This is a genomic window from Geodermatophilus sp. SYSU D00710, assembly GCF_054050195.1.
This window is the reverse complement of sequence record NZ_JBJGYX010000062.1, coordinates 17,688-31,053: the sequence shown is the minus strand read 5'-3', so window position 1 is coordinate 31,053 and position 13,366 is coordinate 17,688. Positions and strand designations below refer to the sequence as shown.

Sequence of the window (13,366 nt, the reverse complement as noted above, 5' to 3'; positions counted from 1 at the left end):
CGCCATCTGTTGCATGAGGCTAGGGACTGGTTTTGGGGTCTTGGAGTGACCCCCGTCAGCCGCGCCCTGATCCCCCATGATCTTATCCGGCTCCGCCGGCCAGTAATCTGATCTTGCTTGATGGCTGTCGGCCTGAACCGCCCCGGGTTCAGTGGAGGGTGATGGGGTGCCCCCGGTTCGGTGGAGTCGAATTCCTGGAATCCTTAGACCGCCACGATCTTGTTTCGGGTTTCGAACTCTATGGGTGACAGCCAGCCCAGGGCGCTGTGCCGGCGGTGTCGGTTGTGCCAGATCTCGAGGTACGCGAACATCGCGTTGGCCAGCTCGATGCGGGTGTTCCACCGTCGGCGGTCGAGCAGCTCGACCTGCATGCGTGACCAGAACGACTCGATCATGGCGTTGTCGAAGCAGTCGGCGATGCTGCCCATCGACGGGAGTAGGCCAGAGGCCTTGGCCCGGTCGGTGAACGCCCAGGAGCCGAACTGCACGCCGCGGTCGGAGTGGATCACTGCTCCGGCCGGTGGGGTGCGCGCGTCGATCGCCATGCCGAGGGCGTTGGTGACCAGCGCGGCGGTCGGTGAGGCGTCGATCGACCAGCCGACGACCCGCCGGGAGTAGGTGTCCAGCACGACGGCGCAGTACACCTTGCCCTCCCGGGTGGGGTGCTCGGTGATATCGGTGACCCACAGCTGGTTCGGCGCGGAACGGGCGAAGTTGCGCTCGACCAGGTCGGCAGAGATCAGATCCGGCGTCGGACGTCGCCAGCGCGGCCGGCCGGTGACGCCGCGGATGCCGGCGCGGGTCATGAGCAGCTCGACCGTGCCGTGACCGACCACGAGACCGCGGCCGAGGGTGAGCTCGGCGTGCACCCGCCGGGCGCCGTAGGTGCCGTTGGAGGCGGTGTGCACCGCCAGGATCTGGTCGGTCAGCCAGACGTGACGGATCGCCCGCGCCGACGGCGCCCGGCTCCGCCAGGCGTAGTAGCCGGAGTCGGTCACGTCGAGCACGCGGGTGGCGAGCTGAACGGATAACCCCTCGCCTGCCATCACGGCGATGGCCTCGAACCGCCTTTTGGGAGCACCACACCCGCCAGCAACTCGCTGGCCCGACGATGAACGGCCAGCTCGGCCTCCAGCTCGGCGATCCGCCGCTTGGCCGCGGTCAACTCCGACTTCTCCGCGCTGCTCAGCCCCCGCTCGAGGCCCTTGTCGATGCGGTCCTGCCGACGCCAGGTGTAGATCGACTGCGCGCTGATCCCCAGATCGCGGGCCACGTCGACGACCGGCCTGCCGGCCTGCACCAGATCGAGCACCTTGCGCCGGAACTCCGGCGGATAACCACGCCTGCCCACGAACCCTCCTCCGGGGTTGCGCGGTCAGGATTCCAGCAACGCGACTCCACGAAGGGCGGGACAGACCAGTGACGTCCCGGTCGATGGTGTAGATCGCGGCCGTGCGGAGGTTCTGCGGGTTGGACTATGACGCGATCAGAGTCGGCTGCGCCACCTCCTCGGCGGAGCCGGAGCGGTTGGCGAGCAGGGTCATGGAGCCCTCGGAGAGGCAGCGGCGGTCGGAGACCTGCCATTCGCCGTGCGCCTCGCCCAGCACCGCACCGGCCAGCCGCAGCAGAGCCGCGGGACTGAAGAAGACGCCCACGACGTCGGTACGGCGCTTGATCTCCTTGTTCAGCCTCTCCAGCGGATTGGTCGACCAGACCTTCTTTCAGTGGTTGACCGGGAAGCCGGTAAAGGCCAGCAGGTCCTCGCAGGCGTCGCGCAGCATGCCTGCAGGTCGATTGTCGCCGGTCGGCCAGGCCCGTCCCCGAGTGACGCGGAGAACAGCCCTCGGAACGTATCGGTCAGGCCCTCACGGCCGTGCCGGGGCGGCTCGGTCGCGTCAAACGAGGCTCAGCCCGAGCTGGGAACAGGCCAATTCGACATCTCCCCAAAGGCCGGGGCTCGACAGTGGCAGATCCAGCTCCGGGTACGTGCTGAGCGCCACCTCCGCTCGCTCGTAGAGCGCGACGGAGCGCCCACGTGGCATGTTCGAGCAGCCGTAGTACAGCCCGTCCACGGACTCGTACGTGGAGTAGACCGCGCGCGACCACTTCCGGGAGTCGGTGCGACTCCCGCTCGAGATCGCCGCATTACCACCTGCCACCGTGATCCAGTTGGAGTCCACGAGGTCCAACAGTCGTACGGCATGCTGCAGTCGGAACAGCGCGAAATAGGGGTTGTTCCGGCTGACGTCGACCACACCGGTGTCGCGGAACACCTCGACGAGGCAGACGTCGAGAACCGGCACGGTGCGCCCGTCTGCATCATTCACGGTCGGCGCGGCATAGAGGATCGCCCGCCGCGGATGCACTCCTCGAGGCTCGTCGTGGTGGTCGAACCGGCACGTGGTCGGCCCGAATCGACGAAAAGTGTTCCATGCCGACGGGTAGGCGCCTCCGGTGAAGTGGATCCGCCCGAGCAACGTACCCGCCGGCAGAGCGCGAATGTGTTCGCTGCCCAGATCCGGAAACCGGGACACGGACGGCGCGGGCAGTTTCTCGGTCACGCAGCCAGCACGTCACGCGCCAGTTCCACCACGGGCGCGACATCCCGCCCAGCGGCGAGCCAGTCAACGACCGAGACCGGCTCGTCGTCGGCCACCAACTCGGCCTTCGGCTGGACGAAGAAGCCCTCGACACTCAGCGGGTGCAGATCTGCGGGCAGCGCGCCGATCACCTTCTTGAGCCCCGGCAGCTCCCCGTGGATGGAGAACTGAAACTCCGGCAGGCACCAGCCCTGCTTGCTCTGGAAACCGTACAAGCTGCGCTCGGCCAGCCGCTGACGGATGCGGGCTTCCGTCACGTTCAGCCGCGCGGCGGCTTCCTTGACGTTCAGCCCCGTCCCCAGCAGTTGGGCGTAGCGGACGGCGGCATGCGCGGAGGCCCGGGTGGCGCGGGGAGACGTCGGCGACCGAAGCAGCCCGGCCTCGCGTAAGGTCGCCTGGTCGTGCTCGCTCAGCTGGCCTTCCTGATCCTCGACTCCGGCCGGCACTGCGCGCGCCACCTCTTCGAGCGCCTGCAGGACCTCTTCGAAGTCCGCCTTGAGACGGGACCCCACAGCGGCCAGCCGTGCGTTGGTCTCCGACACGTTGCGCAGCGCATCGGTGACCGTCCCCGAATCGGTGGACTCAGCGACGATGACGCCGTGCACCTGGCCCACCTGGGGCGCTTGCGTGCCCACGTAGGCCATGACCCCGGAGTCAGGGGCCAGGGCGACTCCTAGACCCTCGTCCTCGTCTGCTGGAACTGGCGGCTTCGTCATCTCAGTCATCTCCACGCCTTCGTCCTTGCGTTTAGTTGCTACGTTAGCGCGCGCAAGGACCGTCGTCAACGCTCGGCGGGGACGGGCATCGCGGAGGGAGCGCCAGCAGTGTGCGGACGCCACGGACGGTTCTCCCGTCGGTGACCCGGAGGTACGCTGCGGCGACTGCACGATGTCTCGCGGCCTGACGTGACGGGGATCCGCGAGGCCGGGGGAAGGCATGCCGATGCCGCAGCAGGACAACCGCCTCCGCGATCGAGCTTCGACCAACTTTGTTCGGGGGGACGGTCGCGTCTGGACGGCTGGCCTCCATGTGTCGTCCGCTTGCCTGACGGCGGTGCTCGTCCCCCCGAGCGAGGACGAGGAAGTCAGGGTCGGCGCGCTGTGCTGGCAGCTCAAGGACACCCGGGCGAGCAACGTCGTCCGCGCGATCTCAGGCATCACTCGGCTCCTGCAGCAGGAAGTGCCGTCGGGAGACGACCTGGAGGTTGCTGTCGCGGTGGCCGGCCACGTCGATCCCGGCGGGAGGACGGTGACCGCATCACCCGAGCTGCGTGACGACGAGGGCCAGCACCGTGATCAGGTGCCCCTGGCGGACCTCGTCGAGAAGTCCACGGGGAGCCGCACCCGAGTGGTGAACGACGCCAACGCACTCGCCGTCAGAGACCACGCGGTCGGCCCTGCCCGCGGTATTGCGGACTTCACGTCCGTCTTCGTCAACGACTACGGCGTCGGCTGCGGGATCGTGGCCAACGGCCAGCTCGTAACCGGCAGCAACGGCAGCGCTGGGGAGCTCGGACACATCCGGGTGAACGGCTACCGGCAGCCATGTCGCTGCGGCGGACAGGGCTGCCTCGAGCGAGTGGCCAGCCTCAGCGCCATCACCGCCAGGATCGACAACCTGGGAGAGAACGACCCCGAGGGCTCCTGGGCGATAGACGTGCACGACAATGCTGGTCGATCGCTGGGATCGGCGCTGGTCGCGTTGGTGACCCTGCTCAACCCAGCGCTGATCGTCGTCCATGGGCCGGCCGGGCTGGTCACAGTCAGCCCGGACGGCACCGAGAGTGTCTTCATCAACGCAGTGAGGACGACGGTCTGCAGCCGCTCCGCGTTCTCCGATTCGGGTCTGCGGTGCCGAGTCGTCGGCCAGACCTTCTCGCCGGACTACCTGGCCGCCGGAGCCGCAACCCACGCCCGCTCCCGCGCCAGGGTCTAGGTGTACTGACCGGAGATGTTGGTCGAGAGCGCGCGACTACGGGATCTGACTGATGAATCTCGCGGAGGGAGGACCTCCGGACGTGGAGTTGCTGGAGGCGACCTCGCCACGACCCCGGAGGTCCCCATGCTCCACGCTGATGCCGTTGTGACCCCACACCAGCGTCTGCGCCTGGCCCGGTTGGTGGTCGAGGAGGACTGGCCCGAGAGCCGGGCGGCGGAGTTCCTCGCGCTGTCCTGGAAGACCGCGACCGCTGGGCCGAGCCTCATCGGACCCTGGGCAAGGCCGGCATGGTCGACCGCTCCAGCCGGCCGCACACCAGCCCGGTGACGACCGACCCGGCGACGACAGACGGACACGGAGAGCGCCAGGCACGGGGTGTCCGCTCGGTCGAGGTCGGCGAGCTGCGGGAACTCGGACCCGACGCCGACCAGGCTGCGGTCGGCCGTAGCCGCCAGCCGAAGATCCCGAACTCGTGCCCGTCCTCCATCGATCAGCGATGCCGGAACTCCCCGCGCTGACAGCAGTTCGGTGAGCGCGTCCGGGAACCGGGTCAGCAGCATCCTGGCGAGGCCGGCGGATAACGAGAGGCAGCAGCGTCAGCTCCTCGACCACGAGCGCGGCCGGGCGGCGCGACCGCAGCACGGTTGCACACCAGGCCCCGACACCGTCGTGGACCTCTCGCCCGGCGTGACAGCCGGTCCCGCACTAGGTTCGGGGACGCTCGGGTGCCATGGACCACCATGATGAGGAGTCACTGCTGGAGGAGGGCTCGTGTCCCGGCGGCGAGCCACTGACGACACACGTGTCGGGCGCTCGTCACAGGCCGAGGACCAGGCGCAGTGCGGCTTCGACCTGGCGCAGTTCATCGGAGCTGAGGTGACCGGCCGACTCCCCCAAGCGCTGCGGATCCACGGCACTGGTCTGCTCGGCCAGCACCCGGGTCAGGCGGCCCTCGATGGACACCTCAGGACGGAAGGTGGCTGGTCGTACCGAGGCGGACGTGGGCGCGACCAACCAGGTCGACAAGGGCAGCAGGTCGGACTGGACGACCACCGCGTAGCGGACGCCGGCCTGCTCATGGCTACGGGCGCCACGAGGCGAGCGCAGGCGGGAGACCTCACCACGCACGCAGCGTCTCCATGTCCCGAAGAACCTGAGCCGCCTCGGCACGGTCGGCGTCGTCGGCGGCCGGCGCAGCGGCTTCCAAACGCAACCTGTCCTGCGCGGCCGTCTTGGCGGCCTGAATCAGAGCCGCTCGAACGGCGGTCGAGACAGAGGTGCCGTCCTGCGTCAGAACGGCCAACGCCCGACGGGCGTCTTCGTCGGGGCGGAAGGTGATCGTCTCGGCCATCCCTGGGTTGTCTCACCGGTCGTGAGACGAGAAAGCAAGCTGCTAACCGGTCTTCTTACGGCGCGCCCGGGGGCTGAGGCACGTGGAAGGCACGAGCAACGCCAGGCAGGCGGCTGACCAACAGAGACATGGGCCAGACCACCAAGCCTTCCAAGCCGGCATGCCGGTTCGATCCCGGTCACCCGCTCCACGCGTGAAGCTGCGCTAACGATCCCAAGTCCGGTCAGCGGCAATAGGACCAGCACCGCGATCAGCCTCGGTGAGCTGCGGCTGCGTGAGATCACCGTCCCGGCCATCGACCGGCTGCTCGCCTCGGTGCCGCCCCCCTTAGCCCGGGAGCAGCCAAGTCCCACCCGTAGCGTCCTCTCGTGGATCCACAGCTCCGCCGTGCGCCACGGCCCCCTGATCACCCACCCCGGCCCGCGATGCTCTCACTCAGCGCAGGGCACGAGGTCCACGGGCACTCCGCGCCTAAACCCGCTTCAAATGAAGGCCCCATCGGCGGCGGTAAGCTATATCCCGACTTCATACGGCCCTGCGCGCCTCGCGGACGTACCCCCAGTAGAACAGGATTGAAAGCGCCCCGAATGCGCAGTCGACCGCTACATTCCAGTAAGCGTGCGCCTGGGCATCCTGGAAGACTCTAAAGACGAAAACGCTGACTAGCAGTAAGCCTGATATCGAGAGATATGCTACTCTGATCAGCCTGGCAACGAGGTCGCTTGGAAGGCTCTCATAGAAATCGCCCTCCCTCGTGAAGGCGCGCGACGACTTCGCCAGCTGCAGGTGTCCCCTAAGCTCCGACTCCAGGGCCCGAAGGTATGCGTAGAGCAGATTCAGATAACGAGTACGCTGATATACGAGGAAGATCAGGAAGGCTGCGCCTGCCAGGGTAGCGCCGTTTATCAGGGCAATAGAGAAACTTTGTTGCAACGCGTCGAGACTATCAGCATCGTCCTCGACACCCAAGGTGTTCGCAACGACGGTCACGAGAAGCGTACTGGCGGTGGCCTGCACGCTTAAAAGTGCCGCTAATGCCAGCAGGAGCAAAAGTAGACCAAACAGCCTATTGCGCTCACGCCAATATCGATATGCAAGATCGAAGGATTGCTGGTAGTGGCTGGCAATAAGTTCCGCCGCCGTGTCCCAGCCAACATCTTCGTGTTCGACTTTCAATTGCCCTGAAATTTCCCGCCTTGAGTTTCCCCACATTAGCTCGCCCTTCGGTGTCGATACCCGGGACCGTGAGGCAGCCACCGCATACGCGGTGGACTATGTCGTATCACGATAGGGCCGCCTCGGCGCCGCGACCACACAAACCGAGAGTCCTTGCTGCACACCCCTATCCCGGTTTCAAGGGCATGACCTTTCCGGATGAACGCCCCACGCGCCGCTGCATGGGTCACCCCGGTGACACCACACGGACAGGCAGCGGCCCAGTCCACCCTCTCGCATGAACAACGGCGGGTCCCGCGGTCCGGTCAGGACCGCAGGGGCGGCAACCCGCGCACTGCCTCCCTCCACCAGGGCCGCCGGCGGACCGATCGTTGTCCGGCCAGCGATGACGACAGCGAGGACCATTTACCGCCGGCGGGGTGAGCCACCAGCCGGCGTCGAGCCAGATCGCCGTCTCGGTCACCATGTCCGCGGTCAGCGCCACGGGGCGCGCCGGATCTGGTTCGGTGAGGGTCGCGTGTGCCCGATCACCGCGGACGGCGATGAGTCCGACTCCGTCAATGGCGCTCAGTGTCGTCCCGGGTGACAGCGAAAGGCCGCTCTTCCGCCGGCCGCATGAGGCGCTGAGGCACGTGAAAGGCACGGCATCCGCCTGACTCGGCGCTGACCAGCCAAGATGGCGCTTGGACTCCCAAGACTTCCAAGCTGACTGTGCGGGTTCGATTCCCGTCACCCGCTCCCATACCGGTTGGATCCCGGTCACCCGTTCCGAGACCGTTTGGGATCGGGAGCGGCCCGTCTTCCGAGCGCGAATCGAGCGGCAGCCGGATCACCCTGCGCCGCCTACCGGTCGGAGGGCGCCATGGGGGGATCTTCGGTCCCTCGGTCCAGCCGACCGCTTCTTAGTTCGACGAGGAGAGCCCTTGTCACTAGCGGGTCCATGATCCGCATTACACCTTCTACCGAGCTTTCCGCGCTGACGACGACGAGACGGGCCAAGGGGGCTCGGTCAGCAGCGGCATAGAACTCGATCGAGTCCGCATACGACGCTACGCCGAGCAGGATCTCCCGGTGCTGGAAGTAGCGAGGGTCCAAAGCGAGCTTGGGCAACCCGGAAACTCCACCCTCTTCAGCCGCGAGCAATTGCGCCCACCGTGTGGCTGCCGAGGGACGAGCTCGCTGCAGAGCTGGCGAAGGCCTTCCGATGATCCGGACCTCCCCCACGTCGACATGCGCTAGGAGCCAGGTCACTGCGGCCTCCACCCGTTCCCGCGTCGCAATTGCCAGTGGAACGAAGGCGTCCCACTCGGCCGGCCGAGCATCGGGCACTGGTGAGGCGCTGTCCCGGAACTCGAAGCCGGAGATCATGGCCTGCTCAGGACTGGGCTGACCGGTCCACAGTGGCGGGTCGGGCGCGGGCATGTCCCGTGCATCCTCGCCCGCCATCGCCCGAACCTTGCGATCGAGGAACTGAACCCTTTTCAAGCGCCGCTGCGTCTCGAACATCGACGTGGCTATGTCAGCCATCTTGTTGAGATGCAGATTGCGCATCGCGGGCCCTGCGGCGATCTCGAGGAATGTCAGCTCTAAAGAGGCTGAGTTGAGCCACCGGCCTCCCTCAAGGAGTGTGACGGCTGGCTGGAGGAAGGTATCGAGGAAGCCCCGCTCGGCGGCGCCACCTGAGGCTGCGAACGCGTACTCGATGTAGTCGGCGTCCCACTGCTTCCTCGCCAGGTCGAGGAGGAGCAGGTAGTGATCGAAGATCTTGTGTGTCGCGAGGATCGACGTCCTCACGATGTGCTCGGCAGAGCTCTGCGGGACCCCCATGTCATTGGCTATGAGCGCGGTCAGCTCGCGAACCACGGGCCACGCCCTGAACCACGAACTAATGCAACGTCTTCTTTGGCCTATGCCTCAAGCAGGATGCGGTTGAAGCGACCACCGTCGGCTCCGTCGTGTCGAGCTGCCAGGTCACGGGGGTCGGCGAGGTCGACTCCGCCGCAACGAACCCGCTGACGATGAGCGCGTACGGAAACCGGCCGCCACCCGGCGCAGGGGATGATCCGGGCGCAGGACATGTCCTTCGCGTTCGAGGGTCGTGGACCTCGACGCCGTGCAGACGAGCGGCGGACCCGCGCCTGAGGGGGCAACGTGACCACCGACCCGGACCGGGCCGAGCCCGACGCCGCCGATGCCGGGGACGCCGGAGCGTGGTGGCTCGTCGAGGAGTTTGATCAGCAGGCCCGCGAGCCGGACGGGCGTCCCAACCCGGAGCTGCTGGAGGCCGTCGCCGCCACCGCGAGCAACGAGACCCTAGTGGCGCTGTTCGCCGAGCTGGCGGACCTGTGCGCGGACGAGGACCCGGAGGCGGCTCACCGCTACGCCGAGCACCTGCTTGCCCTGGCGCCGCTGCTGCCCGACGACTGGCCCCGGGCCGTGCGCGCGGTCGTCGACGTCCACATCGCCGAGGTCTGCACCCGGACCGACGACCAGGCCGAGGCGCGGCGGCGAGCCGTGCGGTGCGAGCGCGACCTCTCCGAGCTGCTGCCGGGGCTGCTCGGCGACCGGGAGTTTGTGCTGGGGTGCGTGGCCGACGCCGAGGGTCGGGTCGGCGACGCCCACGCCCATGCCGCCCGGGCCCGGGACCTGTTCGCGGAGCGCAAGCGGTGGGACGAGGCGGCGGCGGCCGCGGAGGCCGCCGCGCAGACGCGCCCAGACCTCACCGCCGACGCGCTGGACGACTGGCGGCGCGCCGCCGCGCTGTGGGTCACCGCCGAGCGGCCGGACGAGGCCCGTCGGTGCGTCGAGTACGCCTGTCAGTGGCTCACGCAGGCGATGGCGGAGCCTGGGGCCGACGGGAACGCGGCGCTGCCGGCGCTGTGCGCGACGGCGCGGGAGCTGGCGCTGACCCACGACCTTCCCGTGCTCGGGGCCCGGCTCGGCCTCGCTGGCGCGGTGTACGAGACCGACTCGGACGTCCCATGGGCCGACGTCGAGGCCCGGCATGAGCGCGTCCGCGACGAGCTCGCGGCGCTCCACCTGGACGCGGTCGAGGAGCGGGGCGAGCTGGCGCGGGTCGACCTGTCGCAGGCCACGTCCGCTCTGATGCGCGGGCGCCACGAGGACAGCGAGCGGCTGCTGGCGTCGGCGCTGCCCGCCCTGCGCGACGCCGGCCTGGACGGGGAGACGCAGCTGTGCGAGGGCATGCTTCTCACGGTCCGGGCCGCGCTGCACCCGGATTCCGTCGACGGCCCGCTGGCGGTCGACCGCTTCACTGACCCCGACCTGCGGGCCGGACTCCTCACGACCGACGGCCTGCGGCTCGCCGCGCAGGGTCGGCACGCCGAGGCGCTTGAGCGGCTGGCGGAGTCGGCAGCAGTCACGGGCGCCACACCCGACCCGGACCGGGCGCTCATGACCGAGGCCGTAACCGGTGCCGTGCGCGGCATGGCGGGTGACCGCGCTGCGGCGCCGGCGGCCCTGCGCCGAGTCGACGAGCGGCTCGCCGACCCGGCGCTCCCCTACGCCGCCCGGCTGGCCTTGACGCAGGTGGCCGCCCTGCTGCGGGCCGTCCCCGCCGGCGCGCCGCCCCCCGAGCCGCTGCCGCAGGGCGCCGACCTGGATGCGGCCGTCGCAGAGGTGCTCGACCTGCCGGTGGACGCGCCGGGACGCGGTCCGCGCGCCGCCGTGCTCGTCGAGGCCTTCGTGCGCGGCAACCCGATGGACGACCCGCGACGGCTGCGTCCGCTCGACGGGCTGCTGAAGATCGCCGACGGCGCCGTGCCCGAGACGTCGCAGTGGCGGCGCACCCGGACGGCCGCCCGGCTGCTGAGCCTGATGCGTGCGCTCGCCGAACGCGACCTGCCCGATCCGGACCTGGCGGTCCGCCATCTTGATGCCCTGGCCGCCGAGGCTGGCGACGACCCGGCCCTCGTCCCGCTGATCTCGGCGGCCCGCTGGAGCGTGCAGGTGGCGCAGTCGGTCCACCATGGCGACGCCACGGCGGTCGGGCGCCTGTCCCAGGAGGTGCGCGACTTCGTCGACGGCCTTAGCTCGGACGATCCCTGGCTGCGGCCCCTTCAGGACTCGATGCTCGCCTCGCTGGACCTGCTGGCGGCCAACGAGCGAGGCGGCGACCTCGCCGCCTCCCTGGAGCGGGCCAGGAGGGCGACGGAGACCCTTCCCGACGGGGACCTCCGCACCTCCTTCGACGACACCAGCGCGCTGATGACCCTGCTCATCGCGCTGCACGGCGACAACAGCATTGAGCGGGCCACCGACGCGCAGCTGGGGGAGCTGCAGGAGCGGGCGGAGCAACCCGGCCCCGCCACGACCGAACGCGCGCTGGCGCACACGGTCGTGGCCGCAGCCGCGCTGCGGGGCGGCCGGGAGACCGATCTCACCCGGGTCGACCTCGCCCTCACGCACCTGCACCGCGCGCGGGATATCGCGGGAGAGGACGACCCGCATCGGGTCTTCCACCTGACGAGCGTGTCCCTCGGCCTGCTCAGCCGCGCCGAGCTCACCAACGCCACCGCCGACCGCCGGCAGGCCGGCATGCTGCTGGAGGAGGCGCAGGAGGCGGCGGGCGGACCGGGCCACCCGATGTGGCAACTGGTCAACGACATGCTGGCGGAGGTTCGGCGCACTCTCGGCGCGACTCCGGACAGCCACCGGACGGCGCTGGAGGGCCTGCGCGGCCACGTCTGGCGGGTGCTCGCCCAACCGGACCTGTCGGGCGCGACGGTCGCCGTGCGGTGGGCGGCGACCGACGCTGTCGACGTCGCGCGCCGCTGCCTGGCCGCAAACGACCCGGCGACCGCGATCGCCGCGCTAGACGAGGGCCGTGGTCTGGCACTGTTCGCAGCCACCGCCGTCGGCACGCTCACCACCCGCCTGGAGGCGGCGGGCGACCCCGACCTGGCGGCACGGTGGCGGACCGCCGTCGAGACCGGCGACCCCATGCAGCTGCCGTCGGACCTGCGCCGCGCGGTCCTCCGTGCCGTGACCGAGCACGGGGTAGGCGGCGACCTGCTCGACCCCCCGGCATTTGACGAGATCCAGGAGGCGCTCCGGTCGAGCGACGCCGATGCCCTGGTCTACCTCGTGCCGGGGGCGGGGACGATGCCCGGCTACGCGATCTGTGCGCCGGCGCACGGGGCGCCGCGCTATGTCGCCCTGCCCGACCTGCAGGTCGAGGGCGTGCCAGAGCTCGACCGCTACCTCGCTGCCCTGCGCCGTCGAGACCGGGCAACGCGGGACCTGGCACGGGACCTAGCCCTGGCCGGCGCGCCGCCGGCGTCGTCCGACCCCGAGCTGGCCCGCAGCCTCGAGCACTTGTGCCCGTGGGCGTGGCGCGCGGCGATGGGTCCGCTGGTGGAAAAGCTGGTGCCCGGCCTGACCGCGGTTCCGCCGGGCCGGTCGCCGCGGCTCGTGCTGGTACCGATGGGCGACCTGGCGCGGGTCCCGTGGCACGCCGCCCGACGTCCACGCGACGGGGCGTACGCGATCGAGCTGGTCGCGCTGTCGCAGGCGGCGTCGGCCCGCATGCTGCATCGGTCCGCAACGCTCGGCCCCGTCCCCTTGACCGGGAACGGCCTCGTGGTGGGCGACCCCGACACCGAGGTGTCCGAGCTCGACCTGCCCGCCGCCCGGCGGGAGGCGCTGGCGGTCCAGCGGGTGTTCTACCCCGGGGCCCGCTACCTCGGCCGACGACCCGACGGGTCGACCAGCCCGTCGGGAAGCGGGAGCCGCGGCGAGGTGTGCGCGTGGCTGCGCGCGTCCGGGCTCGACACCGGCGCCGTACTGCACCTGGCGTGCCACGGCTTCGTCGACGCCGAGAGCGACCCGCCGACGGCGTACCTGCAGCTAGCGGGCGTCGAGGACCGCCTCTTCGCCGCGGAGTTGGTCGCAATGCTGGCCGAGGTCCCGGACCGCGACCTCGGCCTCGTTGTGCTCGCCGCCTGCCACACCGGAGTGGCGATGACCGGCTACGACGAGGCCTACAGTCTCGGGACGGCCTTCCTGGCCGGGGGCGCCCGCACCGTGATCTGCACGCAGTGGAGCGTTCCCGACGCCGCCACCTCGGCGATGATGTTCATGTTCCACCGCTACCTGCGCACCGAGGGTCTACCGGCCTGGGCGGCGCTGCAGCAGGCGCAGCGGTTCATGCTCGGCCCCGACCACGCGTTCCCCGACGACATGCCGAAGCCCCTGCGCGACCGGCTCAGGCCCGACGAGCTGCGCGAGGTGATCGCGTGGGCCGCGTTCGTCCATTGGGGCCAGTGACCGCCGCACCGCA

Annotated in this window: 8 protein-coding genes and 2 pseudogenes; 2 read left to right on the top strand and 8 right to left on the bottom strand. The window is 69.7% G+C overall.

Annotated features, from left to right (window positions below):
• Positions 1–203: 203 nt before the first annotated feature.
• From ACI78U_RS20965 to ACI78U_RS20950, 4 genes and pseudogenes are all read right to left on the bottom strand, one after another.
• Positions 204–1,351: pseudogene (locus ACI78U_RS20965) on the bottom strand (IS3 family transposase).
• Between the two features lie 124 nt (positions 1,352–1,475).
• Positions 1,476–1,781 (bottom strand): annotated as a pseudogene (locus ACI78U_RS20960) (transposase); the annotation flags it as partial.
• A 114-nt stretch (positions 1,782–1,895) separates the two neighbouring features.
• Positions 1,896–2,561 carry a hypothetical protein gene (locus tag ACI78U_RS20955; RefSeq protein ID WP_456877328.1) on the bottom strand — a complete coding sequence of 222 codons (666 nt, stop codon included), beginning with the start codon at positions 2,559–2,561 and terminating at the stop codon, positions 1,896–1,898.
• The gene (locus ACI78U_RS20950; protein ID WP_456877327.1) at positions 2,558–3,331 is read right to left on the bottom strand and encodes a hypothetical protein; all 774 of its coding nucleotides are present in this window, start codon (positions 3,329–3,331) and stop codon (positions 2,558–2,560) included. Before ACI78U_RS20950 ends, ACI78U_RS20955 begins: the two co-directional genes overlap by 4 nt.
• Before the next feature lie 205 nt (positions 3,332–3,536).
• Here ACI78U_RS20950 and ACI78U_RS20945 point away from each other — a divergent pair, with 205 nt between their 5' ends.
• Entirely contained in the window at positions 3,537–4,535 is a 999-nt protein-coding gene (locus ACI78U_RS20945; protein WP_456877326.1) for an ROK family protein, read from the top strand.
• An 819-nt stretch (positions 4,536–5,354) separates the two neighbouring features.
• Here the strand turns inward: ACI78U_RS20945 and ACI78U_RS20940 are convergent.
• The 4 genes from ACI78U_RS20940 to ACI78U_RS20925 form a co-directional block, all read right to left on the bottom strand.
• Positions 5,355–5,666 carry a type II toxin-antitoxin system PemK/MazF family toxin gene (locus tag ACI78U_RS20940; RefSeq protein ID WP_456877325.1) on the bottom strand — a complete coding sequence of 104 codons (312 nt, stop codon included), beginning with the start codon at positions 5,664–5,666 and terminating at the stop codon, positions 5,355–5,357.
• Positions 5,656–5,889, bottom strand: a complete 234-nt coding sequence (locus ACI78U_RS20935) for a hypothetical protein (protein WP_456877324.1) — start codon at positions 5,887–5,889, stop codon at positions 5,656–5,658. The genes ACI78U_RS20940 and ACI78U_RS20935 overlap by 11 nt, the downstream gene beginning before the upstream one ends.
• A gap of 525 nt (positions 5,890–6,414) precedes the next feature.
• The gene (locus tag ACI78U_RS20930) at positions 6,415–7,146 is read right to left on the bottom strand and encodes a hypothetical protein (protein ID WP_456877323.1); all 732 of its coding nucleotides are present in this window, start codon (positions 7,144–7,146) and stop codon (positions 6,415–6,417) included.
• 762 nt (positions 7,147–7,908) lie between these two features.
• A complete protein-coding gene (locus ACI78U_RS20925) occupies positions 7,909–8,928 on the bottom strand; it encodes a hypothetical protein (protein ID WP_456877322.1) in 1,020 nt (339 codons plus the stop codon).
• Between the two features lie 288 nt (positions 8,929–9,216).
• On the opposite strand from ACI78U_RS20925, the gene ACI78U_RS20920 reads away from it, so the two are divergent.
• Positions 9,217–13,353 carry a CHAT domain-containing protein gene (locus ACI78U_RS20920; RefSeq protein WP_456877321.1) on the top strand — a complete coding sequence of 1,379 codons (4,137 nt, stop codon included), beginning with the start codon at positions 9,217–9,219 and terminating at the stop codon, positions 13,351–13,353.
• Positions 13,354–13,366 lie beyond the last annotated feature (13 nt).